The sequence below is a fragment of the Micromonospora sp. NBRC 110009 genome (assembly GCF_030518795.1).
GTDB lineage: Bacteria > Actinomycetota > Actinomycetes > Mycobacteriales > Micromonosporaceae > Micromonospora.
In genome coordinates, this window is sequence record NZ_CP130427.1 from 2,809,301 (window position 1) to 2,835,293 (window position 25,993).

General features: G+C 74.3%; 22 protein-coding genes and 2 riboswitches. Of the genes, 12 read left to right on the forward strand and 10 right to left on the reverse strand.

All coding sequences use genetic code 11. The annotated features are described in order from the left end of the window. Window positions 1-72: 72 nt before the first annotated feature. The 3 genes from Q2K19_RS13455 to Q2K19_RS13465 all read left to right on the forward strand — a co-directional run bounded on the left by Q2K19_RS13455 (window position 73) and on the right by Q2K19_RS13465 (window position 3,954). Entirely contained in the window at window positions 73-1,044 is a 972-nt protein-coding gene (locus Q2K19_RS13455) for a DMT family transporter (protein ID WP_302771144.1), read from the forward strand. A 100-nt stretch (window positions 1,045-1,144) separates the two neighbouring features. Beyond that, window positions 1,145-1,277, forward strand: a riboswitch (SAM riboswitch). Between the two features lie 11 nt (window positions 1,278-1,288). After that, window positions 1,289-2,578 carry a threonine synthase gene (gene thrC, locus Q2K19_RS13460; RefSeq protein ID WP_302771145.1) on the forward strand — a complete coding sequence of 430 codons (1,290 nt, stop codon included), beginning with the start codon at window positions 1,289-1,291 and terminating at the stop codon, window positions 2,576-2,578. A gap of 356 nt (window positions 2,579-2,934) precedes the next feature. Then, on the forward strand, window positions 2,935-3,954 hold the full coding sequence (locus Q2K19_RS13465) for a GNAT family N-acetyltransferase (RefSeq protein ID WP_302771146.1): 1,020 nt from the start codon (window positions 2,935-2,937) through the stop codon (window positions 3,952-3,954). Here the strand turns inward: Q2K19_RS13465 and Q2K19_RS13470 are convergent. Further along, window positions 3,944-6,154 (reverse strand): hypothetical protein, encoded by a 2,211-nt coding sequence (locus Q2K19_RS13470; RefSeq protein ID WP_302771147.1) that lies wholly within the window; start codon window positions 6,152-6,154, stop codon window positions 3,944-3,946. The two genes, Q2K19_RS13465 and Q2K19_RS13470, sit on opposite strands and share 11 nt — an antisense overlap. 141 nt (window positions 6,155-6,295) lie before the next feature. Between Q2K19_RS13470 and paaN the strand changes: the two genes are divergently transcribed. Next, window positions 6,296-7,969 (forward strand): phenylacetic acid degradation protein PaaN, encoded by a 1,674-nt coding sequence (gene paaN, locus Q2K19_RS13475; RefSeq protein WP_302771149.1) that lies wholly within the window; start codon window positions 6,296-6,298, stop codon window positions 7,967-7,969. A 53-nt stretch (window positions 7,970-8,022) separates the two neighbouring features. On the opposite strand, the gene Q2K19_RS13480 is transcribed toward paaN, so the two are convergent. Further along, the gene (locus Q2K19_RS13480; protein ID WP_302771150.1) at window positions 8,023-8,541 is read right to left on the reverse strand and encodes a GNAT family N-acetyltransferase; all 519 of its coding nucleotides are present in this window, start codon (window positions 8,539-8,541) and stop codon (window positions 8,023-8,025) included. A gap of 222 nt (window positions 8,542-8,763) precedes the next feature. On the opposite strand from Q2K19_RS13480, the gene Q2K19_RS13485 reads away from it, so the two are divergent. The 3 genes from Q2K19_RS13485 (at window position 8,764) to groL (ending at window position 12,235) form a co-directional block, all read left to right on the forward strand. Next, on the forward strand, window positions 8,764-8,967 hold the full coding sequence (locus Q2K19_RS13485) for a cold-shock protein (protein ID WP_013288855.1): 204 nt from the start codon (window positions 8,764-8,766) through the stop codon (window positions 8,965-8,967). Between the two features lie 110 nt (window positions 8,968-9,077). After that, complete coding sequence (locus tag Q2K19_RS13490; protein ID WP_302771154.1) at window positions 9,078-10,337, forward strand: hypothetical protein; 1,260 nt, start codon at window positions 9,078-9,080, stop codon at window positions 10,335-10,337. Between the two features lie 275 nt (window positions 10,338-10,612). Further along, window positions 10,613-12,235: a chaperonin GroEL gene (groL, locus tag Q2K19_RS13495; protein WP_302771156.1), complete on the forward strand. Its 1,623-nt coding sequence runs from the start codon at window positions 10,613-10,615 to the stop codon at window positions 12,233-12,235. Window positions 12,236-12,302: 67 nt separating this feature from the next. Here groL and Q2K19_RS13500 read toward each other — a convergent pair whose 3' ends face one another. From Q2K19_RS13500 to Q2K19_RS13510, 3 genes are all read right to left on the reverse strand, one after another. Next, window positions 12,303-12,545 (reverse strand): hypothetical protein, encoded by a 243-nt coding sequence (locus Q2K19_RS13500; protein WP_302771158.1) that lies wholly within the window; start codon window positions 12,543-12,545, stop codon window positions 12,303-12,305. 89 nt (window positions 12,546-12,634) lie between these two features. Beyond that, window positions 12,635-13,561 (reverse strand): GNAT family N-acetyltransferase, encoded by a 927-nt coding sequence (locus Q2K19_RS13505; RefSeq protein ID WP_302771159.1) that lies wholly within the window; start codon window positions 13,559-13,561, stop codon window positions 12,635-12,637. 45 nt (window positions 13,562-13,606) lie between these two features. Then, window positions 13,607-16,051 (reverse strand): S8 family serine peptidase, encoded by a 2,445-nt coding sequence (locus Q2K19_RS13510; protein WP_302771161.1) that lies wholly within the window; start codon window positions 16,049-16,051, stop codon window positions 13,607-13,609. A gap of 78 nt (window positions 16,052-16,129) precedes the next feature. Between Q2K19_RS13510 and Q2K19_RS13515 the strand changes: the two genes are divergently transcribed. Continuing rightward, the gene (locus Q2K19_RS13515) at window positions 16,130-17,962 is read left to right on the forward strand and encodes a glycerol-3-phosphate dehydrogenase/oxidase (RefSeq protein ID WP_302772469.1); all 1,833 of its coding nucleotides are present in this window, start codon (window positions 16,130-16,132) and stop codon (window positions 17,960-17,962) included. A gap of 85 nt (window positions 17,963-18,047) precedes the next feature. Continuing rightward, window positions 18,048-18,524: a hypothetical protein gene (locus tag Q2K19_RS13520; RefSeq protein WP_302771162.1), complete on the forward strand. Its 477-nt coding sequence runs from the start codon at window positions 18,048-18,050 to the stop codon at window positions 18,522-18,524. A 3-nt stretch (window positions 18,525-18,527) separates the two neighbouring features. Here Q2K19_RS13520 and Q2K19_RS13525 read toward each other — a convergent pair whose 3' ends face one another. After that, window positions 18,528-19,928 (reverse strand): FAD-binding oxidoreductase, encoded by a 1,401-nt coding sequence (locus Q2K19_RS13525; protein WP_302771164.1) that lies wholly within the window; start codon window positions 19,926-19,928, stop codon window positions 18,528-18,530. A gap of 58 nt (window positions 19,929-19,986) precedes the next feature. Between Q2K19_RS13525 and Q2K19_RS13530 the strand changes: the two genes are divergently transcribed. After that, window positions 19,987-20,319 (forward strand): DUF4031 domain-containing protein, encoded by a 333-nt coding sequence (locus tag Q2K19_RS13530; RefSeq protein ID WP_302771166.1) that lies wholly within the window; start codon window positions 19,987-19,989, stop codon window positions 20,317-20,319. Window positions 20,320-20,369: 50 nt separating this feature from the next. Here the strand turns inward: Q2K19_RS13530 and Q2K19_RS13535 are convergent, their stop codons facing one another. Further along, on the reverse strand, window positions 20,370-21,005 hold the full coding sequence (locus Q2K19_RS13535; protein WP_302771167.1) for an HD domain-containing protein: 636 nt from the start codon (window positions 21,003-21,005) through the stop codon (window positions 20,370-20,372). 74 nt (window positions 21,006-21,079) lie between these two features. Between Q2K19_RS13535 and Q2K19_RS13540 the strand changes: the two genes are divergently transcribed. Beyond that, the gene (locus tag Q2K19_RS13540) at window positions 21,080-22,339 is read left to right on the forward strand and encodes an FUSC family protein (RefSeq protein WP_302772470.1); all 1,260 of its coding nucleotides are present in this window, start codon (window positions 21,080-21,082) and stop codon (window positions 22,337-22,339) included. A gap of 13 nt (window positions 22,340-22,352) precedes the next feature. On the opposite strand, the gene Q2K19_RS13545 is transcribed toward Q2K19_RS13540, so the two are convergent. After that, entirely contained in the window at window positions 22,353-23,615 is a 1,263-nt protein-coding gene (locus Q2K19_RS13545) for an aminotransferase class V-fold PLP-dependent enzyme (RefSeq protein ID WP_302771169.1), read from the reverse strand. Between the two features lie 50 nt (window positions 23,616-23,665). Continuing rightward, a riboswitch (SAM riboswitch) is annotated at window positions 23,666-23,786 on the reverse strand. Between the two features lie 22 nt (window positions 23,787-23,808). Here Q2K19_RS13545 and Q2K19_RS13550 point away from each other — a divergent pair. Further along, a complete protein-coding gene (locus Q2K19_RS13550; protein ID WP_302771171.1) occupies window positions 23,809-25,299 on the forward strand; it encodes a PrsW family intramembrane metalloprotease in 1,491 nt (496 codons plus the stop codon). Between the two features lie 21 nt (window positions 25,300-25,320). On the opposite strand, the gene Q2K19_RS13555 is transcribed toward Q2K19_RS13550, so the two are convergent. Both Q2K19_RS13555 and Q2K19_RS13560 read right to left on the reverse strand, forming a co-directional pair. Next, window positions 25,321-25,488 carry a hypothetical protein gene (locus Q2K19_RS13555; RefSeq protein WP_302771173.1) on the reverse strand — a complete coding sequence of 56 codons (168 nt, stop codon included), beginning with the start codon at window positions 25,486-25,488 and terminating at the stop codon, window positions 25,321-25,323. Between the two features lie 81 nt (window positions 25,489-25,569). Next, the gene (locus Q2K19_RS13560) at window positions 25,570-25,917 is read right to left on the reverse strand and encodes a GroES family chaperonin (protein ID WP_302771174.1); all 348 of its coding nucleotides are present in this window, start codon (window positions 25,915-25,917) and stop codon (window positions 25,570-25,572) included. Window positions 25,918-25,993 lie beyond the last annotated feature (76 nt).

Below are 25,993 nucleotides of genomic sequence, written 5' to 3' on the forward strand. Positions count from 1 at the left end.
GTTCGACAATTGTCGAACAAGCTCCTACTGTCATGGGCGTTGGTTCGACGACACTCGAACATAGGAGCTGCGATGCGCTCTCGCCACGCCGCCTTCCCGCTCTTTGCCGTGCTGAGCTGGGGCATCATGTTTCCCGTCCTGGCCAGCGCGCTCACCCGGGTGGACGCACTCAACCTGACCACCGCCCGGTACGTCCTCGCCGCCGCCGTGCTCCTCCCCCTGCTGCTCGGCCGGGAGGGGGCGACCGCCCTGCGCGCGGGCGGGCGGGCGGTCGAGGTGGTGCTGCTGGGCGTCATCGGCTTCGCCGGCTTCAACGTGCTCACCAACCTCGCCCTCGGGCACGCCGCCCCCCAGCAGATCGCGCTCTTCGTCGCCACCACCCCGCTGGTCACCCAGCTCGTCCGGTGGGCGCGGGACGGCGTACGCCCCCGGCCGGTGCTGCTCGGGCTCTCGCTGGTCGCCCTGGTCGGGGTGGGCCTGGTGATCACCCGGGGCCGGCTCGACGGGCTCGGCCAGTTCGGCGTCGGCGGGCTGCTCATGATGGGCGCGGTGCTCAGCTGGGCCGTCTACACCCACGGCGCCAGCCGTTTCCCCGAGTACTCCGCGCTGCGCTACACCACCTTGACCGCCGTCGCCGGCACGCTCGCCATGCTGGCCGCCAGCGCCGTCGCCGACCTCACCGGCCTCCAGCACGCGCCGGCCGCCGCCGACCTCGTCGCGGTCGCCCCGCAACTCGCGTACGCCGTGGTCGTCGCCGCCGTCCTCGCGGTGCTGGCCTGGAACACCGGCGTACGTCGGCTCGGCGCGGCCGACGCGGCGCTCTTCATGAACCTCGTCCCGGTGACCACGTTCGTGGTGCAGATCCTCCGCGGCTACCGGCCCGGTGCGGTGGAGCTGGCCGGCGCCGCCCTGACCATCGCCGCCCTGGTCGCCGCGAACCTCGCCACCCGCACCCGGACGGCGGCCGTCCCCGCCCCGGCCGCCGCCCTCGCCGTGATCGACCGCCCCGCGGTGGTCGACCCGGTCGCCGTGGTGGCCCGCTGACCCGGAACCCCGCCCCGGCCGGGTACGGGAGAGTTCACAGCGTGGGAACCCGGCTCGGTGGCGGCGTGGGGTGCGCATAGACTCGGCGGCACAACTGCATACCTCATCCAGAGGGGCTGAGGGATACGGCCCGATGACGCCCCGGCAACCACCCGCGCGCTCGACGACGAGCGACCGCGGGCAGGTGCCAATTCCGTCCCCGCCGCGCGAGGCGATGCGGGGAAAGATGAGAGGACCCCTCGACATGACGTCGACGCTTCCCGCCACGTCCGGCATCGACACCACCCGCAGCCCGGCCCGCGCCCTGGTCTGTCGCGCCTGTTCCGCGCGCTATCCGCTCGCCGCCCAGCACGCCTGCTACGAGTGCTTCGGTCCGCTGGAGGTCGACTACGACGCCGCCGCCCTGGCCACCGTCACCCGCGAGCAGATCGAGGCCGGCCCGAACAGCCTCTGGCGGTACGCGGCCCTGCTCCCGGCCGGTCAGGACCCGGCCACCCGGGTGACCCTCGACCCGGGCCTGACCCTGCTGGTCGCCGCCCCGCACCTCGCCGCCGAGCTGGGCATCAGCGCCCCGCTCTGGGTCAAGGACGACAGCGGCAACCCGACCCACTCGTTCAAGGACCGGGTGGTCTCGGTCGCGCTGACCGCCGCTCGCGCGCTCGGCTTCACCCGGTACGCCTGCGCCTCCACCGGCAACCTGGCCAACTCGGTGGCCGCCCACGCGGCCCGGGTCGGGGTGCCTTCGGTGGTCTTCATCCCCAGCGACCTGGAGCAGGGCAAGGTGGTGACCACCGCCGTCTACGGCGGGGAGCTGGTGGCCATCGGCGGCTCGTACGACGACGTGAACCGGCTCTGCGGCGAGCTGGTGGAGACCGACGAGTTCGAGGACACCGCCTTCGTCAACGTCAACGTCCGGCCCTACTACGCCGAGGGCTCCAAGACCCTCGGCTACGAGGTCGCCGAGCAGCTCGGCTGGCGGATCCCCGCCCAGGTGGTCATCCCGATGGCCAGCGGCGAGCTGCTCACGAAGATCGACAAGGCGTTCTCGGAGCTGGTCGAGATCGGCCTGGTGGAGGCGCCGGCCGGGGGCTGGAAGGTCTTCGGCGCGCAGTCCGCCGGCTGCAACCCGATCGCCACCGCGCTGCACAGCGACAGCGACACCATCACCCCGGTCAAGCCGACCGGCATCGCCAAGTCGCTGAACATCGGCGACCCGGCCGCCGGGCTCTACGCGCTGGAGGCGGTCCGGCGTACCGGCGGCTGGATGGAGTACGCCGACGACGACGAGATCCGCGCCGGCATCCGGCTGCTCGCCCGCACCACCGGGGTCTTCGCCGAGACCGCCGGCGGCGTCACCGTGGCGGTCCTGCGCAAGCTGGTCGAGTCCGGCAAGCTCGACCCGGCGGCCGAGACGGTCGTCTTCAACACCGGTGAGGGCCTGAAGACCCTCGACGCGGTGGCCGCCCAGGTCGGCCCCACCCACCGCATCAAGCCCTCGCTCCGCGCCGCCCGCGACGCGGGCCTCCTCGGCTGAGCCCTCCTGGCTGTTGATCAAGGAGTTCGCGTCACCGGAAGGGCCGAGTCACGACGCAAACTCCTTGGTCAACTCATCCGGGCGGGGGAGGTGCGGATCGCCCGGGCGGGGGATCGGGGAGATCCGGTGAGTAACTGGCGATTTGCTGTGAGTGTGGAAAACCCGCCGACAAGGACTTGACGGCAGGAACCGGACGGCGCAAGATGCTCCGTGCGGGAGGGCTTCCGCCGGAGGCTTTTCAAGTTCTTACGACCCAACGCCGGAGGCGTTGTGCGGACGTCCCTCCCGACCAACGTTCGAAGGGGCCGGCGGAAAACCGCTGGCCCCTTCGCTGCGCGTGGCGCACGCTCACCCGCATGGGCATCGCTGTCATCCCGCTCGACCCGGCCGACCAGACGGCGGTCGACGAGGCGTACCGGATCGGCGCGGCGGTCGAGGCGGCCGACCTCCCGGACTTCCCGCCGTACTGCCGGCGGCGCTTCGAGGGGATGGTCCGCCACCCGATGCCGGGCATCGCCGCCCACTGGGCTCTTGCTCGGCTCGACGGGGAGCCCGCCGGCTGGCTCCGCCTCTTCCTGCCCCAGCTCGACAACACCGAGAACGCCAGCGCCGAGCTCCGGGTGCACCCGGAGTACCGGCGGCGCGGCGTGGGCCGGGCGCTGCACGAGCACGGGCTGCGGGTGCTGCGCGAGGCCGGTCGCAAGCGGGTGGTCGCGTCGGTGGCCGACAACCTGCCCGGCGCTCCGGAAAGGGAAAGTCCCGGGCCTGCCTTCGCCGCCGCGGTCGGTGCCCACCCCGCGCTCGCCGACGTCCGCAGCCGGCTCGACGTCACCGCCCGCGACCAGCGCCGACTCGACGCGCTGCTGGCCGACGCCCGCGCGGCCGCCGCCGGCTACCGCATCGTCCGCTGGCGGCAGCACACCCCGGAGGAGTACGTCGCCGACGTCGCCTACCTGGAGGGACGGATGGTGACCGACGCCCCGACCGGGGACCTCCAGTGGGAGCAGGAGCAGATCGACGCCGACCGGATCCGAGGCACCGAGCGGGCTCTGGACGCCCGGGGGGTCCGCCACTACAGCGTCGGCGCGGTGCACGAGGCGTCCGGCCGGCTGGTCGCCTGGAGCATGCTCAGCCTGGCCGCGAACACCACCTGGCACGCCTGGCAGCAGAGCACCATCGTCGACCCGGAGCACCGCGGCCACCGGCTCGGCCGGCTCGCCAAGATCGAGAATCTGGAGCACGTGCTGGCGTACGAGCCGGGGTTGCGCGCGATCGACACCTACAACGCGGCCGACAACGCCCACATGATCGCGATCAACGAACAGCTCGGCTTCCGCCCGGTGGACGGCTCGACCGACTGGCAGCTCACCCTCTGAGTCCACCGTCGCCGGGGCCGGCGGGGTGCAGTCGCCCCACCAGCTCATGGACCGCCCAGTCGAAGTCGTCCGGGGTGAATCGGTGCCCGCCGATCTTCGGCGGGACCGTGTCCCCGGGCGGGATCAGCAGCCCCGCTGGGTCGCGGACCTCGCGGTCCACCCGGGCGTGAGGGTCGTCGCGATTTCTGGCCTCCGCACCGAAGACCGGCCCGCCGACCGGGTCGGTCCGCCGCCACAGGTTGATCCACCGCCAGTCCAGTCGGTCACCGATCTCCCGCAGCACGTCCGGCCCAATGTAGGCGGCGAAGGTCCGGCTGCTGAGCCGCCCCAGCGGGGTGCCGTAGGTCAACAGTGCCACCCGGGCGCGGGCGGATTCCGGCAACTGGAGGACGGTCGCCGCCGCCAGCACGCTGCCGTGACTCTGCCCGGAGAGCACGACCGCGTCCCCGCCGGCGGTGAGGTGGACGATGCGGCGGATGAGATCCGGCACGGCACGCACGGCGTAGCACGGGGCGGCCAGCGGGTGCGCCGCGCGCGGCCAGAAGGTGGCCAGTTCCCACAGCACGCTGACCATCCGCATGGCCTCCGACCGGTAGGCGAACAGTCCCGCCCCGAACAGGGCCACCGCGAACAGTCCGACCAGCAGGCCTCCCAGGTCGGTCACGAAGATCACCGGACGGGCCAGCGACTGCCCGCCCAGCCGTTGGGCGACATCCTCCGGCCCATGACCGAGCGCCGACGACCCGGCGGCGGCCAGGGCCAGCGCGGCCAGAAGCGCGTACGCGGCCAGGAGCAGCGGGCCGAGCCGGTCCGCGAGCCGGGCCCGGATGATCTTGTCGGCAACTGCCCGCACCCGTTCCGGAGCCGCCCGGGGCGCTTCCGGAAATTCCCGCTGGACAAAATCGTCCGCCGCCTGTCGGTGCCGGATCCGCTGATAACGGCCGACCAGCACGGTCACCGCGACGGCGAACAGCAGCGCGGCCGAGAAGCCCAGGGCTGCCCAGCGGTAGGCGACCGGTGGGGAGAGCGGCGGGGCGCCGGGCGGCAGTGGCCGGGCCGGCGTCGGGTGGGAACCCCGGTCCAGGTACTCGGCGACGCCGTAGCTCAGCCCGGAGGAGTAGGACACGGCCAGCCCGATCGCGACCGACACCACCAGCGGTGCGGCGAGGCCCAGCAGCGCCCCGCGACCTCGGACCGACCGCCGCGCCAGGACCAGCGCCGCCAGCGCCACGAGCAGCCCCACCTGGCCGGTGAACAGCCCGGCGACCAGCACGTCGTACCCGGGCAGGTTACCCACGGCGGACCAGGGTGCCCGCGGTGCCGCGGCATACGCCAGGGTCAGCCCGGTCAACGTGATCGCGGCCCAGCGGAGGAGCCGGCCCGCGCGCCGCGACCACCGGGCGGCCGGACGCCGCTCGAGTTGCGGCAGGCAGAGCACCACCAGCGCGGCGGCCAGCAGGCCGGCGGACCCGACGAGCAGCGCGTGGCCGGGGATCCCGTTGCGCGGGACCACCGCCAGGAGCAGGGCCAGGTCGAGCGTCGCCAGCGAGATCACCACGTGCAGCGACCGCAGCCGGAGCAGCAGCGCCCGGTTGTCCCAGAAGGCCGGGGCGTCGAGGCGGCCCGCCCCGAGCCCCGGCGGCAACGTCGTGGTGTCCTCGGGACGCTGCCAGGTGCGGCCGCTGAGCCGCCAGACCAGGGCGATCCCGAGGATCGGCAGCAGGGCGGCGATGGCCAGCCGCCGCCCAGGCGGCACGCCACCCAGCCAGGAGATCCCCCGGCGACCCTCCAGGCAGCGCGCGTACTCCGCGCACTGCCAGGCCACCAGGTCCAGGGCCGCCCCCACGATCGACAGCACGTACATCGTGGTGAGGGTCGCGGCGAGCAGCCGGCAGAGCGCCTTGCCGGCCGCGCCCCCGCGGCCGGCGGGCGGCAGCATCCAGATGGCGGTGTTGGCGAGCATGAAGGGCAGGAGCAGGACCAGCGAGAAGGTCCGGGTTGCGGTTCCCCCGGTGAGCCCGCTCCAGCGGTACGCCTCCAGCGTGGTGTCGGCGACGCCGTGCGGATTCCCGAAACCCGGGGGTACCCGGTAGAAACCGGCTTCCCGATCCCCGGCCACCCGGCTCACGATCGGCCGGTTCAGCATCGCCTCCGGGCCGCGGTCGGCGACCCCGTGCACCCGGATTTCGGTGATTCCCACCCGTGGCCGTCCCCTCCTGGTCGCCAGCCGCGCGGTTACCCCGAGCCGGTCCGGTCATGCCGCGCCCGAGCGGCAGGCGGCGACCCTGACTTGTGACACGCCCCTACTGATCTGGTGGCTTCCTGTTGCATGATGACGGGCATGACGGAGACCCCGCACCCCCTGTACGACAGGCACGCCGACACCCTCAACCGGGCGCTGACCGCGATCATGGAGCGCGGGTACTGGTCCGCCTATCCCGAGTCGCCCAGCCCCCGGGTCTACGGCGAGACCGCCGCCGCCGACGGCAAGGCCGCCTTCGAGGCGTACCTGAACGCCGACTTCCCCCTCGACCAGCCGGGTGACGGCGGCAGCGTCGCCACCGAGGTCAGCCCGTTCGGCATGGAGCTGAACGTGCGCTACCCGCACGCCGCCCCCGACCAGCTGGTGGCCGCCGCCAAAACCGCGCTGCCCGCCTGGCGCGACGCCGGCCCGCAGGCCCGGGTGGGGGTCTGCCTGGAGATCCTCGACCGGCTGCACAGGAACGTCTTCGAGCTGGCCAACGCGGTGCAGTTCACCACCGGCCAGGCGTTCGTGATGGCGTTCCAGGCCGGCGGCGCGCACGCGCTGGACCGGGCGCTGGAGGCGATCGCGTACGCGTACGCCGAGATGACCCGCCACCCGGGGACCGCCGGCTGGGAGAAGGCCGCCGGCAAGGGCGACCCGCTGCGGATGAGCAAGACGTTCCACGTGGTGCCGCGCGGCCTGGCGCTGGTGATCGGCTGCAACACCTTCCCGACCTGGAACTCCTACCCGGGGCTCTACGCCTCGCTGGCCACCGGCAACCCGGTGATCGTCAAGCCGCACCCGCGCGCGGTGCTGCCGCTCGCGATCACCGTGAAGTACGCCCGCCAGGTGCTCGCCGAGGCCGGTTTCGACCCGAACCTGGTGCAGCTCGCGCCCGAGGCGGCGGACGAGAAGCTCGCCTCCACCCTGGCCCTGCACCCGGCCGTCAGGATCGTCGACTTCACCGGCTCCACCGAGTACGGCGACTGGCTGGAGGCCAACGCCCGGCAGGCCGCCGTCTACACCGAGAAGGCCGGCCTGAACACGGTGGTGATCGACTCCACCGACGACTTCGCCGGGCTCTGCCGCAACCTGGGCTTCACGCTCACCCTGTACAGCGGGCAGATGTGCACCACCTCGCAGAACCTGCTGATCCCCCGGGGCGGCATCGAGACCGACCAGGGGCACAAGAGCTTCGACGAGGTGGCCGCCGGGATCGCCGCGGCGGTCGGCAAGCTCACCGCCGACCCGGCCCGGGGCGTCGAGCTGACCGGCGCGATCGTCAACGACGGCGTGCTGGAGCGGCTCGAGGAGGTCGCCAAGGTCGGCGAGCCGGTGCTGGAGTCGCGGGCCGTCGAGCACCCGTCCTTCCCCGGCGCGGTCGTGCGTACGCCGACCATCGTCAAGCTGGACGCCACCGACACCGGGGTCTACTCGCGGGAGTGGTTCGGGCCGATCTCGTTCGCCATCGCGACCAACTCGACCGCGCACAGCCTGGAGATCCTCCGCGCGACGGTGGGGGAGAAGGGCGCGCTCACCGCGGGGGTCTACGCCACCGACGAGGCGGTGCTGGACGCCGCCGAGGCGGCGGCGATCGACGCCGGCGTGCACCTGTCCTGCAACCTCACCGGCGGGGTCTTCGTCAACCAGTCGGCTGCCTTCTCGGACTTCCACGGCTCGGGCGCCAACCCGGCGGCGAACTCCGCGCTCACCGACGGTGCGTACGTGGCCAACCGGTTCCGCATCGTGCAGAGCCGCCGCCACGTCTGATGGGCAAGGAGGGGCCCCTGCTTACCGTTTCCGGTAGAGCAGGGGCCCCCTTCTCACGCCGCCCGGCGCATCTGGAGTTCCCGGAGGGCGGGGATCTTGGGGTGCGGCACGCGCACCCCGGTGTCGACGAAGCCCAGCTTCTGGTACGCCCGGTAGGCGCGGTCGTTGCCGACCACCACCTCCATCATCAGCTCCGGCCGGCCGCAGGCGAGGGACCAGGCGGCCACCTCGTCCACCAGCGCGCCGAGCAGCCCGCCGCCCCGCCAGGCCGGCGTGAGGTACACGGCGTAGATCAGGGTCAGGCCGGGCTCCTCCGGGGCGACCGTGCCGCCGGCGTGGCCGACCAGGCGACCGCCCGGATCGGCGACGAACTGGGCGGTGGCGTCGCCTCGGGAGACCGCGGCGACCCGGGCCGCGTAGTCGGCGTGCGGGCGGGCGGCGGCCTCGGCCACCGTCTCCAGGAACGCCAGCGGCGAGTCGGCGAGCATCTCCAATCGGAGCGCCCGCATCCGGGCGGCGTCCTCCGGCCGGACCCGGCGGACGGTCGTGGTCGTGGTCGGCGCGCTGGTCATGTCGCCATGCATACCGGAGTGCGGAGGACCCGTGTCGGGCCGGGTCGGATGTCGGCCGGAATATGCCCGATTTGTGGTCGTGCGCCGTCGTCACGCCTCGTGTAGCGTGCGATTTCGGTCACCGATTCAGCGGCCGTCACCGATGGCCGAACCGGTGGTCCGCCGGTGCCGGTCCGCCGGTCTCCGGGTTGTGGAACGCCGCGCAGAGTGAGGAAGTGCACCGTGGCACAGGGCACCGTCAAGTGGTTCAACGCCGAAAAGGGCTACGGCTTCATCGCCGTCGACGGCGGGCAGGACGTCTTCGTCCACTTCTCCGCGATCGAGATGGACGGCTACAAGGCGCTGGACGACGGCCAGCGCGTCGAGTTCGAGATCGCCCAGGGTCAGAAGGGTCCGCAGGCGGAGCGGGTCCGCGTCATCGCCTGACCCCGTCGCCGCCCGTTCGGCGGCAGTTCACCCCGGCCGGGGGGCTGCGCTGCGGGCGCGCAGCAGGGAAGATCGTGAGCCGTTCCAGCCATCGCTGCTGAGGAGGGTTCATGTCCGACCTGCCCCCGTCGGGTTCCACCGAGCCGGTGCCCCCGGCGTCGTCCGGTGCCCCGGCCGACCCGGCCTCGTCCACGCCGCCGGCGCCGACGGCGGGGGATGCGGATCGTCCCCTCGGGTCCGGAGCGCCAACCCCGACGGATCCGACGCTGCCGGGGCAGCCCGCCGCAACGGGTCAGCCCTGGTACCCGGTTGTGCCGGGTCAGCCGGCCGCCGCTCCGGTGCCCGGCGCGGGATACCCGGTCGATCCGGCGGGCCAGCCGCACGGCTGGGCCTGGCCGACGCCGGCCGCCCAGCCGGTGGATTCGCCCTACACCTGGGCCTGGCCGACGCCGGACGGTCCCGGGCCGGGTGGGACCTACCCCGGCCAGCCACCGATGCCCGGCCAGCCCTATGGCTGGTACCCGGGGGTCGACCCCGGTGACCCGCTGGTCACCCCGCCGCACGCCGGGATCGGCGGCTGGTTCGCCCGGTGCTCCGGGGCGCTACGGCGCGGTTGGCGGCAGCTGCTGCCCATCGTCCTGATCAGCCAGGCGGTGCCGGCCGCGGTGATCGCGGTCCTCTCCCTGGCCCTGGCCCCGACCGGCCAGCCCGTCGCCGGGCCGGACGGCGCCCCGGTCCTGCCGGACGGCTACTTCACCGACTTCTTCGCCTTCTACGGTGCGGTGATCCTGGCCGCGCTGATCTTCGGCCCGCTGCAGAGCGCCGGGTGGGCTGCCGGCACCTGGGTGATCACCCGCCAGGCGGTCGGCGAGCCGGCCGTGGTCGGCGTCGCCTTCCGGTACGGCTGGCGGCGCGCGCTCGGTCTCTGGGGCTGGACGATCGTCTCCTCGTTGCTGATCGGCGTCGGCGTCTGTGCCTGCGTGCTGCCCGGGATCTACGTGGCCTTCGCGGTCGCCCTGTTCGGCCCGGTCTACCTCTTCGAACGGCAGGAGCCGATCGGCCGCGCGTTCCGCCTCTTCCACCAGCGGTTCGGGATGGTGCTGGGGCGGGTGGCGCTGGTGGTGGCCGTGCTGGTCGTCGCCACCATGCTCAACGGGGTGGTGGAGACGGTCAACCGGCTGATCTTCGGCGAGCACCCGCTGGACGCGGCGGGCACCGGCGGGGCCGCCGTGCTGCTGGCGCTGGCGGGCACCCTGCTGATCACCCCGGCGTATCTGGCGCAGCTGATCGGCCTGGTCGTCACGTACGCCGAGCAGCGGGCCCACGAAGGCCCGGTGAACGCCGCCCGGCTGGCCGCGGAACTCGGCTGAGCGCGGCCATCGTGCTTGCACTCGGCTAGGGAGAGTGCTAAACAAGTCATTGGCACTCGCATACGGTGAGTGCCAATGGTCGGGGCGGTAGGGCCACGGCCACCCCGGTGTCTCGATGGCGCCGGGGCGGCACGGGGCCGGTCGTCGCGGGCTGTCCGGCCCGACCGAGGAGACGTCGTCGTCGCCAGGTGGCGACGTCCCCAAGGTGCGTACACCAGGCGGCCCATCCGGGGGATCTCCGGATGGCCCGTGAGTGTCCAGGAGGACAACGCCGTATGGCCAAGATGATCGCGTTCGACGAAGAGGCGCGCCGCGGCCTCGAGCGGGGCATGAACCAGCTCGCCGACGCCGTGAAGGTGACCCTCGGCCCCAAGGGCCGCAACGTCGTGCTCGAGAAGAAGTGGGGTGCCCCCACCATCACCAACGATGGTGTGAGCATCGCCAAGGAAATCGAGCTCGAGGACCCGTACGAGAAGATCGGCGCCGAGCTGGTCAAGGAGGTCGCGAAGAAGACCGACGACGTGGCCGGTGACGGCACGACGACGGCGACCGTCCTGGCCCAGGCCCTGGTTCGCGAGGGCCTGCGCAACGTGGCCGCCGGTGCCAACCCGATGGCCCTGAAGCGGGGCATCGAGGCCGCCGTGGCCAGCGTCTCGGAGGAGCTGCTCAAGCTCGCCAAGGACGTGGAGACCAAGGAGCAGATCGCCTCCACCGCCTCCATCTCGGCTGGTGACACCAGCGTCGGCGAGATCATCGCCGAGGCGATGGACAAGGTCGGCAAGGAAGGCGTCATCACCGTCGAGGAGAGCAACACCTTCGGCCTGGAGCTGGAGCTCACCGAGGGTATGCGCTTCGACAAGGGCTACATCTCTGCTTACTTCATGACCGACCCGGAGCGTATGGAGGCCGTCTTCGACGACCCGTACCTCCTGATCGTCAACAGCAAGATCTCGTCGGTGAAGGACCTGCTCCCGATCCTGGAGAAGGTCATGCAGTCGGGCAAGCCGCTGCTGATCATCGCCGAGGACATCGAGGGCGAGGCCCTGGCCACCCTGGTGGTCAACAAGGTCCGCGGCACCTTCAAGTCGGTCGCCGTCAAGGCGCCGGGCTTCGGTGACCGCCGCAAGGCCATGCTCGCCGACATTGCCATCCTCACCGGTGGCCAGGTCATCAGCGAGGAGGTCGGCCTCAAGCTCGACGCCGTGGGCCTCGACATGCTGGGCCGCGCCCGCAAGGTCGTGGTGACCAAGGACGAGACCACCATCGTCGACGGTGCCGGCGACGCCGAGCAGATCCAGGGCCGGGTCAACCAGATCCGGGCCGAGATCGAGAAGAGTGACTCCGACTACGACCGGGAGAAGCTGCAGGAGCGGCTGGCCAAGCTGGCCGGCGGCGTTGCGGTGATCAAGGTCGGCGCGGCCACCGAGGTCGAGCTGAAGGAGCGCAAGCACCGCATCGAGGACGCCGTCCGCAACGCGAAGGCCGCCGTCGAGGAGGGCATCGTCCCGGGTGGTGGCGTCGCGCTGGTGCAGGCCGGCAAGACCGCCTTCGACAAGCTGGACCTGACCGGCGACGAGGCGACCGGCACCCAGATCGTCAAGATCGCGCTGGACGCCCCGCTGCGGCAGATCGCCGTCAACGCCGGCCTCGAGGGTGGCGTCGTCGTCGAGCACGTCCGCAACCTCGAGCCGGGTCACGGCCTCAACGCCGCGACCGGCGAGTACGTCGACCTGCTCGCGTCGGGCATCATCGACCCGGCCAAGGTGACCCGTTCCGCGCTGCAGAACGCGTCGTCGATCGCCGCGCTGTTCCTCACCACCGAGGCGGTCGTGGCGGACAAGCCGGAGAAGACCCCGGCCGCCCCGGCTGGCCCGGGTGGCGGGGAGATGGACTTCTGAGTCCAGCTCCACCAGTACGCCGAAAGGGGGCGGGCCGCGTCAGCGGTCCGCCCCCTTTCCCGTGCGCTCAGGTCGGCAGCCGCCGCTGGTTGCGTCGTTTGTGCGTCCGGTCGTACGGCGGCGGGATCCGGAGCGGCTCGTCCACCAGTTGCAGCGGTTCCTCGGTGGCTGGATCGTCGCCGCCGGCCATCTCCGCCAGCTGCTCGGCGTCGCCGTAGTCGAGCCGGTCGAATGGCAGTTGCCCGGGGAGTTCGCCGACCGGAGGCAAGCTCACCGGTGCCTCGTCGGTCCGTTCGTCATCCGTGGTCATGGCTGCCTCCTCTATGCCCCGACGGTAGGCGGCCGTCGATGACCGGGAGGGCTGAATGACAATATAACCGTCTATGTAACTTAAGTTACTTATGTCCGGTCAAGCGCCTTCCGGTACAGGAAGAACACCCGCTCGATCCGGGCACCCGCCGCATTCGCGTAGAACGGCACCGGCCCCACCCAGCCGATCTGCGCCGCGTCGAGGCCCGCCGCGGCCTGGTCGCGCAGGCAGCGGCGGAGCAGCACGCCGCCGATGCCCCAGCCCTCGACGGCCGGTGCCGTCCCCATCGGGCCGAACCAGCTCGGCCGGGACGAGCCGTACGCGGCGAAGCCCAGGACCTCGCCGTCCCGCTCGGCCAGGTGCGCGCCCGCGCCCGGCCGGCCCAGCGACCCGGCCAGCTCGTCGTCCCACGTCCCGCCGAAGGTGGCCCGGGCGAACGCGCCCAGCGCCGGCAGGTCCGCCGGCTCTGCCTGGCGTACCGTCACGCCCGCGTCGGCCAGCCGCCGCTCGGCGGCCTCCGTCGACCGCACCGCCGGGGAGCCCGCGGCCAGGTCGGCCGTCATGTTCCAGCCCGTCCGGTCCTGCCGGTAACCGAGGCGCAGCGCGGCGCATACCGCCGGGGTGTACCGCACGTCGATGCCCGGCCAGGCGTAGTACGGCGGGTTCCCGGCGAGCAGCAGTTCGGTGGCGCCGAGCGCGGCCAGCCGTCGTTCCGCCTCGGTGAGCAGCGCCCGCCCGACGCCCCGGCGCCGTTCCTCCGGGGCCACCGCCAGCAGGTCGACGTGGCCGAGCCCGGGATCCCGCGCCGACCGGGAGCCGATCAACACCCCGATCAGCTCGCCGCCGCGGACCGCGCCGAGCCGCAGCACCGGCCGGTCGGCGGTCGCGCGGGCGGCCAGGGTGTCCACGACGGCCGGCGCCTCGGCCGCGTCCTCCGGCAGGTCCAGGGCCCGCCGGCAGAGGTCGACGACCGCGGGCAGGCGGTCGGGATCCAGCTCGATGATCTCCGCGTCCATGGTCGCCGACCCTAGGTCATCGGGCAGGGTTCTTAACAGAGGCGGTCAGCGCGCCGACCGCGCCGCGCGGACCGCCGCGTACGCGTCCACCAGGCCCGCGCCGACCAGGTCGGGCTCGCCACCACAGCGGTCCGCGCTCGGAGGTACGCCGGCCGGACCGGCCGTGTCGAGGAGGATCCGCCGGGTCCGCGCCAGATCACCGACGAGCGCCGGGTTCGCCGACCACATCAGCGCCACCACCCCCGCCACCTGCGGCGTCGCCATCGACGTGCCGTCCAGGGTGGCGTAGCCGCCCCCGGGGTACGCCGACAGCACCCCCGCCCCCGGCGCCACCAGGTCCGGCTTGTCGACGCCCCCGCGGGCCGGCCCCCGGCTGGAGAAGCGGGTGAGCTGCCGGGCCCGGTCCACCGCGCCGACCGTCAGCACGTCCGGGTACGGTGCCGGCGGGTCGGCCACCGAGCCGCAGTACGGCCCGGTGTTGCCGGCCGCGGCCACCACCAGGATGCCGGCCGCGGCCAGCGCGGCGGTCGCCGGGCGCAACGCCGCCGGGTCGCAGCCCTCGATCGGCGGGCAGCCCCACGAGTTGGTCAGCACGTCCGGCGCGCGCTGTGGCCGACCGTCGGTGAGCGGGTCGCCGCCCGGCGGGAACGGGGCCAGCATGAACTGCAGGCAGTCCAGGTAGTGGGCCGGGCTGCCGAGGTTCCGGTCGAGGTTGACGCAGCCCACCCAGCGCGCGCCGGGGGCCACGCCGATCCCGTCCCGGCCCACCGCGCTGCCCACCGTGTGGGTGCCGTGACCGCCCCGGTCGCCCGGCGTGCCGGTGTGCTCCCACGGGTCGTACCAGGAGTCGTCGCCGCCCCGGAAGCCGGCGGCCAGGGCCGGGTGCCGCCCGTCCACCCCGGAGTCGGAGCTGCCGACCACCACGCCCGCCCCGGTCACGCCCAGCTCGGACCAGACCCGGTCCGCGCCGATCAGCGACACGTTCCACACCGGGCCGGTCGGCGCGGCCTGGGTGCCCTGGGCCGGGGGCGGCGCCGCCGGCAGCGGGCGCAGCCGCTGGCTGACCAGCACCCGGGCCACCTCCGGCCGCCCGGAGAGCCAGGCCCGCACCGCCGGGCCGCCATCCGTCTCGATCGCGTTGACCAGGTAGTACGGCGTGGGGTGCAGGCGCAGCCGGGTCAGCTCGCGGCGCAGGTCGCCCTGGGTCCGGTCGGCGGTGGCCACCAGCCGCCGGTAGACCTCGGCCGCCCGGGCGTCCCGGCCGGCCCGACCGGGCGCCCCGGCCGGGAGCCCGGTCAGGTCGGCCTGCTCGCGCAGCACCACGAGCAACCGCTCGCCGTAGAGGCCGGGCCGGCCGGGGACGACGTACACCACCGCGACGGCGGCGAGCAGGGCCGCGGCGGCCAGCCCGGCCACCTGGCGCCGGGGCGTGCCGGCGCGCGGCCGGGCGAGCAGCACGCCGTACCCGAGGGCGAGCAGCACCGCGACGGCGAACCCGGCCCCGGTCGCGACCGCGCCCCAGAACGGCACGTCGCGGCTGGTCGCCAGCAGGACGGTGAGCTCCTCCGGGTCGAGGAACGCCAGCGGCCCGAGCAGCGCGAGGCCGACCAGCCAGCGCACCGGGCGCCGGCCGGCCGGCACGCCGGAGCGGCGGGCCGCGGCCTCCAGGGCGCCCAGCGCGAACCCCAGCGGCGGCAGCAGGAACAGGGCGGGCAGCTGCGCCCCGGACTGCCCGGCCCCGGCGGCGAGCAGGACCAGCGTGACCCCCGCGACCAGGCCGCCGACCAGCACCAGCCGGGCCGGCCGGGGTGGCTCGCCGACCGCGAACCCGGCCCAGAACGCCGGGTCGAGCAGGGTCCCGGCGAGCGCGCCGAGCGCGGCCGCGGCGAGGACGGCGAGCAGCGTCTCCAGGGCGCCGCCGAGCGCGCCGACCCAGGCCCAGGGCAGCAGCGAGGCCAGGCCGGCGGCGACCGCCAGCAGCGTGACCGGCCCGAACCGTCGCCCACCGGTCGGTGGGGGAACGGGGGGCCGGGCATCCGCCGGCGCGACGGCCCCGCGCCGGCGGGACAGCCGGCCGAGGACCGCCGCGAGCAGCGCGGCGGTGCCGGCCAGCGCCGCCAGGTACGCCTCCTCGTGCACCGGTGGCAGGGCCCGGAGCAGGGTCAGCGCGCCGAGCGCCAGGGTGCCGGCGAACCAGGCCCGGCCGGTGACCCGGACCGCCGGCGAGCGGGGCAGCAGCGCGAGCGCCAGCGTGGGCGCGCCCACCAGGAGCACCGTGCCCAGCGCGACCACCGGCCAGACCGGCACCACCCGGTCCAGGCCGGCGACCAGCACCGCCTGGTCCACCGCCCAGCCGACCAGCTGACCCAGCACGGTGACCAGCACCGCCCAGACCCCGGTGAGGGCGGCCGCGACCACCGGCCACGGCCCGGTCCCCGCGGGGCCGGGAACCGGCGGTGCGAGCGGGGCTGCGGGGGGACCGACCGTCATGACCAACACGGTACGGGCGGGCGCCCGCTGCGGGCGGAGCGCCGGGACGGTTACCGTGGACAGGTGCGCGACCCCAACGTGTCCCGATCCGTGGCCGGTCAGCTCTCTCCCGAGCGCCGTGCCGGCGACCTCCGCAAACTCCGCGCCGAGCGGTTCGACGTCCTGGTCATCGGCGGTGGGGTGACCGGGGCGGGCGCCGCGCTCGACGCCGCGTCCCGCGGGCTGAAGGTGGCCCTGGTGGAGGCGCGGGACTACGCCGCCGGCACGTCCAGCCGGTCCAGCAAGCTGATCCACGGCGGCCTGCGCTACCTGGAGCAGCTGGAGTTCCACCTGGTGCACGAGGCGTTGACCGAGCGCGGCCTGCTCGCCACCCGGCTCGCCCCGCACCTGGTCCGCCCGGTGCCGATCCTGGTCCCGCTCCCCGCCGAGGGCCGGCTGAGTGACCTGCCCGGGCGCTTCTTCCGCCGGTCCTACTACGGCGCCGGCGTGGCTGCCTACGACGCGTTCGCCGGGGTCTTCGGCGGCGGGCGCGGCATGCCGCTGCACCGGCACCTGACCCGGGAGGGCGCCCGCCGGGTCTTCCCCAGCCTGCGCGCCGACAAGCTGGCCGGGGCGATCCGCTACTTCGACGGGCAGGTCGACGACGCCCGCCTGGTGGTGACGCTGGCCCGCACGGCGGCCAGCCTCGGGGCCACCGTGGTGACCAGCGCCCGCGCGGTCGGGCTGATCCGGCAGGCCCGCGAGGTCACCGGGGTCCGGGTCCGCGACCTGGAGGCTCCCGCCGGCTCGCCGGACGCCGAGTTCGAGGTACGCGCCCGTACGGTGATCGCCGCCACCGGCGTGTGGAGCGACGACATGTCCCGGATGCTCAACGACGTCGGGCTGCGGCCCGGCATGCGGGTCCGGGCCTCCAAGGGCGTCCACCTGGTGGTGCCCCGCTCGGCGATCACCGGCGAGGCCGGCCTGATCCTGCGTACGGCGACCAGCGTGCTCTTCGTCATCCCGTGGGGCGGCCACTGGATCATCGGCACCACGGACACCGACTGGCGGCTGGACCGGTCCCACCCGGCGGCCACCGCGAAGGACATCGACTACCTGCTGGCGCAGGTCAACGCGGTGCTGGACCGGCCGCTGACCACCGACGACATCGAGGGCGTCTACGCCGGGCTGCGCCCGCTGCTGGCCGGCGAGGCGGACTCCACCTCAAAGCTCTCCCGGGAGCACGCGGTGGTGGAGCCGATGCTCGGGCTGCTGCTGGTGGCCGGCGGCAAGTACACGACGTACCGGGTGATGGCGTCGGACGTGGTCGACCGCGCGGTCCACCGGCTCGGCTGGACCCGTCCGTCGCGTACCGCCGACCTGCCGCTGCTCGGCGCCGACGGGTACGCGGCGATGTGGCGGGACCGGGCCGACCTGGCCCGCCGGCACGGCATGCCCGTCGGGGTGGTCGAGCACCTGCTGGAGCGGTACGGCACGCTCACCCGCGACCTGCTCGCCCTGGTCGACGCCGACCCGCTGCTCGGCTCCCCGCTCGCCGGGGCCCCGGAGTACCTGGCCGCCGAGGTGACGTACGCGGCCCGGGCCGAGGGGGCGCTGCACCTGGAGGACGTGCTGACCCGGCGTACCCGGATCTCCATCGAGACCAGCCATCGCGGCCTGGAGTCGGCCGAGCACACCGCGGAGCTGATGGGCGCGGTGCTGGGCTGGGACGCGGCGACGCGCGCCCGCGAGGTGGCCCACTACCGGGCCCGGGTGGAGGCGGAGCGGCTGTCGCAGGCGATGCCCGACGACGTGGCCGCCGACGCGGCCCGGCTCGGCGCGCCGGACGTGCGCGGCTTCGCCGCCGACCGGGGTGCCGACGGCGGCAGCGCCGCCGGGCTGCCGCCGTCTTCGCAGGTGACCGGCGGGTAACGTCGTTCCGGAGGGTACCGGGCGCTACCTACGGAAGTGTAGGTTTCCGTGCGTGGTTCGCCCCTCCTGGTCGCGCATGGTTCCGATGACCGCCGGCGTCCTGTTGGCGCTCGCGCTGACCGGCTGTTCCCTGTTCGGTCGGGCCGAGGGTGCCACCACACCGGGTAGCCCGGGCCCGACCGTGTCGGCGGAGGCGGGGCGGCGGGTCTCGCTGGTGCAGCGGGTCGGGGCGGACGGTGCGCCCCGCACCCTCGACGTGGATCCGAGCGGCCGGTGGCAGTGCCGGGACTGCGCGGGCGACGGGGTCGACTCCACCGGCCAGCTCACCGCCGAGCAGACCCAGCGGTTGCAGCGGATGCTCGCCGATCCGGCCCTGGCGACCGAGACCGACGAGGCCCGCCAGTACAAGCAGGGCTGCATCGACGCGCTGACCTCCACCCTGCTGATCCCGCCGGGGCTGACCATCACCTCGCAGGACTGCCCGGGCGAGGAGCGGCCAGCGGTGGGCTACCAGGTCCTGCTGCTGCTCACCCAGGCCACGCCCGCCGAGGACAAAAGCTGAGCGTCAGCACACCTTGCCGGGGTTGAGCAGCCCCGCCGGGTCCAGGGCCGCCTTGATCGCCTGGTGCACCCGTACCCCGACCGGGCCGATCTCCCGGGCCAGCCAGTCCCGCTTGAGCAGCCCGACGCCGTGCTCGCCGGTGCAGGTGCCGCCGAGTTCCAGGCCGAGCCGCATGATCTCGTCGAAGGCCCGCCGGCCCCGCGCCACGCTGGCCGGGTCGGCCCGGTCGACCACGATGTTCGGGTGCATGTTGCCGTCGCCGGCGTGCCCCACCACGCCGATCGGCACGGCACACTCCGCGGCGATCCGGGCCACCCCGTCCAGCAGCGCCGCGAGCGCCCCCCGGGGCACCGCCACGTCATCGATGACCAGGCCACCGTTGCCGTTCGGGAAGGCCTCGGCGGCGAACCTCTCCATCGCCGGGTGGGCGAGCCGGCGGGCCTGGAGCAGGGCGGCCGCCTCCGCCGCGTCGGTGGCCGCGTAGACCTCGTCGGCCCCGGCCGCCTCGCACACCTCGGCGAGCCGGGCCAGGTCGTCGGCCGCCCGTACGCCGGTGTCCACGGCCGCCAGCAGCAGCGCCTGCGCGTCGGTGCGCAGCCCCATCGGCCGGTACGTTTCGATGGCCCGCAGGTGCGTCCGGTCCAGCAGCTCCAGCAGGCTGGGGGTCAGCCCGCGCTCGGCGAGCCCGGCGACCGCCGTGCCGGCCGCCGCCGTGGTGGGGAAGACGGCGACCAGGGTCAGCGACTCCTCCGGTGCCGGCCGCAGCGAGAGGGTCACCTCGGTGATCACGCCGAGGGTGCCCTCGGAGCCGACGAAGAGCCGGGTCAGGTCGTATCCGGCGACCCCCTTGGCGGTGCGCCGGCCGGTCCGCAGCACCTCGCCGGAGGCCAGCACCACCTCCAGGCCGAGCACGTACTCGGTGGTCACGCCGTACTTGACGCAGCACATGCCGCCAGCGTTGGTGGCGACGTTGCCGCCGATGGTGGAGGACTCCCAGGAGCCCGGGTCCGGCGGGTAGTACAGCTGGTGTTTCCGGACCGCGCCGGCCAGCGTCGCGTTCACCACGCCGGGCTGCACCACGGCGATCCGGCTCACCGGGTCGATCTCCAGGATCCGGTCCATCGCCACGGTGCTCAGCAGCACGGCGCCGTCGACCGCGTTCGCCGCGCCGGCCAGCCCGGTCCGCGCCCCCTGCGGCACCACCGGTACGCCGTGCCGGCCCGCCGCCCGGACCACCGCCGCGACCTCCTCGGTGCTCCGCGGGCGCACCACGACCAGCGGGCTGCCGGCGTCGCAGAGGTCGGCCTCGTCCCGCGCGTGGATCCGCAGCAGGTCCGGGTCGGTGAGCACGGCGGTGTCACCGAGCGCGGCCCGCAGTTCGTCGAGGAGGAGGTTGGCGGTCATGCCGGGAAGGCTAGGCCGTGCGGATCGTGATCATCAACCGGGCGTACCGTTGCTGAACGTGCTCTACCTGGACCGCCCCTCGGTGCCCTGGCGGGGCCGGCTCTGGTCGCACCTGATCAGCGACGTCTCCTACGCCGAGCTGCACGCGTTCGCCGAGGCGTTGGGTGCGCCCCGACGCGGCTTCGACCGGGACCACTACGACCTGCCCGCCGAACGCTTCGCGATGGCCGTCTGGCTCGGTGCCCGGGTCGTCCCGTCCCGCGAGATCGTCCGCCTCCTTCGCGCCGCCGACCTCCGCCGCCCCAAACACCTCCACCGTCCCCGCCCCGTCGCACCCCGCACCCCCGCCGACCCGCGCGATCTTGCACTTTCCGCCCGCACCTCGGACTGATTCGCCCCCTTTGCCCGGGCAGGAACTGCAAGATCGCGCGGGTGGGGGGGTCAGGTCAGGGTGGTTAGTTCGCGGGTGAGGTTGGCGCGGGCGGGGGGTTCCCAGCGGGTGTGCGGTTCGGGTAGGCGGTAGAGGGCGGGGAGGGCCAGGAGAGCGGTCAGCACCCGGGCGCGGCCGGTGCGGAAGTCCGGGTCGGGCACGTGGGCGTACTCGCGGCGGATGGCGGCGGCGTACCGGTCGTACTCCTCGGCCGGGGCGGCCAGGATCGCCAGGTCCGCGTCGCAGAGCAGGGCGCCGTCCGGGTCGCCGGCCGGCACCAGATGTCCGGCGGTGAGCAGCACCAGCCGGCGTACCTCGGTCACCGCCTCCGCCGGCAGCCCGGCGTCCGTGAGCAGCTCGCCGGCCAGGTCGGCGCTGGCCCGCTCGTTGGCGTCGCCGCCGGCCCGCGGGTCGTAGACCGCGTCGTGGCACCACGCCGCCAGCCGGACCAGCTCCGGCCGGCGCGCCGACCCGGCGTACGCGTCGACGACGTCCAGCACCGCCCGCAGGTGCGGCACGGCGTGGTAGCGCCGGTGCGGCTCCCGCCAGGCGGCCAGCAGCCGCGCCCCGGCCCGCTGCACGCCGGCCGGGTCTGCCGCCCCCGCCGCCCGGGCCGCGTCCCGCCACCGCTCGATCAGCTCGTCCACCCGGAGCAGTCTGCCCCACCGCCACCGGACGGGAGGATTCACCGGATGCGGGACGGGTAGTCCCGGCCATGGCCGTGGCCCGGGACCGACGACCGCCGTTCCTGCGGCGCGCCCCCCTGCGTGAGGGGCTGGTCGACCTCGACGGACCCCGGATCGCGGAGGCGATGGACGAACTCCGGGACCGCAGCAAGGCCACCCTGCACGACCGCCTCCACCGGGTCCGGACGGCCACCGGCCTGGCGGTCCAGGCCGGTCTCGCCGCCGGGCTGGCCTACCTGGTCTCCCACCGCCTGCTCGGGAACCCGCAACCGGTGTTCGCGCCGATCTCCGCGGTCGGCACCCTGGCCGCCTCGGTCGGCCAGCGGTTCCGCCGGACCGTGGAGCTGATCATCGGGGTGGCGGTCGGGGTGGCCGTCGGCGACTTCCTGATCTACCTCCTCGGCACCGGGGCCTGGCAACTCGGCCTGGTGGTGACCGCGGCCATCCTGCTGACCATCTTCGCCGGGGCGAGCGTGGCCATCGTCATCCAGGCGGCGGCCACCGCCGTGCTGATCGTGACGCTCAGCCCGTCCACGCAGAACCTGGAGATCCCACGCTTCGTGGACGCGTTCATCGGCGGCGGCATCGCCCTGCTGGTGACCGCGATCCTGTTGCCGCTCAACCCGTTGCGCGTGATCAACCGGGCCGCCCGGCCGGCGCTGGACCTGCTCGCCGGTCAGCTCGACATCTGTGCGGAGGCGCTGCGAAAACGGGACCGCCGCACCGCGCAGCAGGCGCTGTACCGGCTGCGGGAGAACAAGGACGAGCTGGCCGCGCTCTCCGAGGCGATCGAGGGCGCCAAGGAGACCATCACCATCTCCCCGGCCCGCTGGCACCGGCGCAGCGAGCTCACCCACTACGCCGACGCGGCCGACCCGATCGACCGCGCGATGCGCAACAGCGGCACCCTCATCCGGCGTTCCGTGACCATGATCGAGGACGAGGAGCCCGTCCCCGACCCGATGCCCGACTCCATCTCCCACCTGGCCGAGGCGGTACGCCTGCTCCGGCACGAGTTCGCCGCCGGGGAGGAGCCGGACCAGGCCCGGGAACGGACGCTCCGCGCGGTCAGCGAGGCCGGCCGGGCGTACGGCGAGGGGGTCGGCTTCTCCGGCAGCGTGGTGATCGCCCAGGTGCGGACCACCGCCAGCGACCTGATGGTCGCCTCCGGCATCGACCAGGAGGAGGCGAACCGGCTGGTCCGGCAGGCGTTCGGCGAGCGGGAGCAGCGCGGCGGCGGCGCCACCGAGCAGAGCCCCGCCCCCAAACCCCCCACCGCGCCCCCCGTCGGCTGACCCCCAGCGGGGTTCAGCGGAGGGCGGCGAGGGCGGTGAGGAGGGCGTCGACGTCGAACCGGGTGGTGCCGAGGCCGAGGCTGGCGCGCAGCGCGGTGGGCGGCAGGTCGTCCCGGCCGCTGCGGGCCGCCGCCTCGGACAGCAGTCGCCGGGCCAGCGGGTGGGCGCAGAAGAGCCCGTCGCGTACCCCGATCCGGTGCTCGGCCGCCAGCCGGGCCGCCACGTCGGCGGAGTCCCAGCCGGCGACCACGAAGGAGACGATGCCGACCCGTGGCGCGGCCGGCCCGAACGTCCGCAGCTCCACCACGTGCGGCAGGGCGGCGATGCCGTCCCGCAGCCGGGCCAGCAGCGCCTGCTCCCGGGCGTGCAGCGCGTCCCGGTCGGCGTCGGCCAGCGCGGCGCAGACCGCCGCGAGGGCCACCGCGCCGAGCAGGTTCGGGGTGCCCGCCTCGTGCCGGGCCGGCCCGGTGGCCCAGCGCACCTCGTGGGTGGCCGCGCCGACGTGGCTGGTGGCCCCGCCCCCGGCCAGGTACGGCGGGGCCGCGTCCAGCCAGTCGCCCCGCCCGACCAGCACGCCGGCGCCGAACGGGGCGTACAGCTTGTGGCCGGAGAGGGCCAGGTAGTCCACGTCCAGCGCGGCCAGGTCCACCGGGGCGTGCGGGGCGAGCTGGGCGGCGTCCACCAGGATCCGGGCACCGTGCCGGCGGGCCACCCGGGCCAGCTCGGCCACCGGCCAGCGCTCCCCGGTCACGTTGCTCGCACCGGTCACCGCGACCAGCACCGGCAGGCCGGGCCGGGCGTCGCGGGACAGCTCGGCGAGGGCGGCGTCGAGCGCGCGGACCGCCGCGCCGGGGCTGTCGGGGACCGGGAGCCGGACCGAGCCACGCGGCCAGGGCAGCAGGTTGGCGTGGTGCTCGCCGGCGAAGGTGACCACGGTGGTGCCGGCGGGCAGCGCCCGGGCCAGCAGGTTGATCGCGTCGGTGGTGTTCCGGGTGAAGATCACGTGGTCGCCCGGGCGGGCGCCGAGGAAGTCGCCGACCGTCTGCCGGGCCCGCTCGTAGGCCAGCGTGCAGCGCCGCGACAGCGCCCCGGCGCCCCGGTGCACACTCGCGTACCAGGGCAGCAGCTCGGCCACCGCGTCGGCCGCGGCCCGCGCGCACGGCGCGCTGGCGGCATGGTCCAGGTTGATCTGCCCCGGCACGCCGAGGACGCCGAGCGGGTCCGGCCCGGTCGGCGCCGGCAGCACGGGCAGCGAGGGTACGAGGGTGACGGTCATGCCGGAACCTCCCGGGTCCAGGGGACCCCGGGGTATGGGCACCGGGACGGGGTCCGCGCTTGCCCAGCACGCGGTTCGGGCTGGGCCCGGTCATCACCCGGGGCACCCCACCGCGAACTCGACGAGGGTTGCCGGCCAGCAAGCCGGGGCTTGACGCTGGCGCTCGTGACCTGCCCGGAGCATAGCGGGCGGAATGCGGCCGGACCAGAGGGCCACGGGTGACTACGCTGACCGCATGGCCGACACCCCGCCCGGCGGAGCCCTGCCGCCGCCGCCGACCGCGCCCGCCGCCTCCTCGCCGGCCCCGTCGACCCCCACGATGCCGGTGCGCCGGCTCGGTTGGCGACGGTTCCTGGCGCTCGCCGGGGTGGTGCTGCTGATCGCCGCCGGCGCGGTCTTCATGGTCTTCACCCTCGGCGAGAGCCTCGGCGCGGCGGCCCTGCTGGTCGGCGTGATCGCGGCGATCCTGCCGGTGCCGGTGCTGGTCTCCTGCTTCCTCTGGCTGGACCGGTACGAGCCGGAGCCGATGAAGTATCTGATCTTCTGCTTCGCCTGGGGGGCGTTCGTCTCCACCGCGATCTCGCTGAACGTCAACGAGTTCTTCGCCGGCCTGTTCAAGCACCAGGGGCTGCCCACGGCGCTGACCGCGGTGCTGGTCGCCCCGTTCATCGAGGAGCTGACCAAGGCGGCCGGGCCGATCCTGCTGCTGATCTTCCGGCGGCGGGAGTTCTCCGGGATCACCGACGCGCTGGTCTACTGCGGGCTCTCCGCGATCGGCTTCGCCATGGTGGAGAACATCCTCTACCTCGGCGGGTACGGCTACCGCACCGGCGTCGAGGAGTACGGGCCGGCCACCGGCGCCCAGCAGGTGATCGCCATCTTCATCGTGCGGATCCTGCTCTTCGGCTTCGCCCACCCGCTGTTCACCTCGATGACCGGGGTGGGGCTCGGCATCGCCGCACGTACCGCCGACCGGCGGGTGCGCTTCCTCGCCCCGATCGCCGGCCTGCTGCTGGCCATGATGCTGCACGGCACCTGGAACCTGCTGCCCTCGCTGGCCGCGGCCACCGGGCAGCCGGTGATCGTCCTGTACGGCTACATCGGCGTGATGGTGCCGATCTTCTTCGGCATGGTCGGGCTGGCGATCTGGCTGCGGGCCTGGGAGGGGCGGCTCACCGAGCGCACCCTGCCGGACTACGTCCGGGCCGGCTGGCTCACCCCGCCGGAGGTGGCCGCGCTGGGCAGTCTCGGCCGGCGGCACGCGGCCCGGACGTGGGCCCGCCGGGTGGCCGGCGACGGCGGGGTGAAGGCGATGCGGGGATACCAGTTCGCGGCCACCCGGTTGGCGCTGCTGCGGGACGGGATGCGCCGGGGGCTGGACCGCAAGCCGGCCGAGCGGGACCGGACGGCGCGGGAGGAACGGGAGTTGCTGGAGGCGATCGGGGCGTACCGGGCGTTCTTCGTGGGCCGCGACCCGCAGACGCCGGTCGGGGTGTGGGACGGGCAGCGCTACCACCTGCGGTTCCCGGACGGGTCGCGTCGGGCGGTGGAGGCCCCGGACGAGCCGGTGGTGCCGATCCCGGTGGTGCTGGCCCCGCCGCCGCCCCCGGCCTTCCCGGCCGGCTACGGCCCGCCCGGCTGGTACGGCCCGCGCCCGGCCGCACCCTGGCCCCCGGGCGCCTGACGGCGGCCCGCCGGGCGGCGGTCAGGTCATCAGGCCGGTCATGAAGTCGCCGAGGCCCTGGAAGATGGCCATCAGCGCGGCCCCGATCGACTTGAACGTCTGGGCCGCGCCGTCTGGTCGGAAGGCCATGAAGTAGATGATGAACGCCAGGAACCCCCAGGCGAGAATCTTCTTGATGACTACCGGCATGGTCCCTCCCCAGGGCGCGCTGAGGTGCCTGGGCTTCCCGCCGGAAAGCGGTGCAAACGACGCCGGGGTGCGGCGGCGGCGCTAGAGGTAGAGGCCGGTCGAGCCGGTCGGCTCCTTCTCCACCCGCTCGGCGGCGACGGCGTGCACGTCCCGCTCGCGCAGCAGCACGTACGCCCGGCCGTGCAGTTCGACCTCCGAGCGGTCGTCGGGGTCGAAGAGCACCCGGTCGCCGGCGACGATGGAGCGCACGTGCGGGCCCACTCCCACGGCGGTGGCCCAGGCCAGCCGCTTGCCCACCGCAGCGGTGGCGGGGATGACGATGCCGGCGGTGGATCGGCGCTCACCCTCGCCGTTCTCCGTCCGCACCAGCACGCGGTCGTGCAGCAGGCGGATGGGCAGCCCGGAGTCGAGGTTCTGGTCGGCGGTCACGCGAAGACGCTACCCCGTGCCCCGGGGGCGGTCGTGCGGTGGTTGAGCCCGGACGCGCGGGGGCAATGTGTGGCGA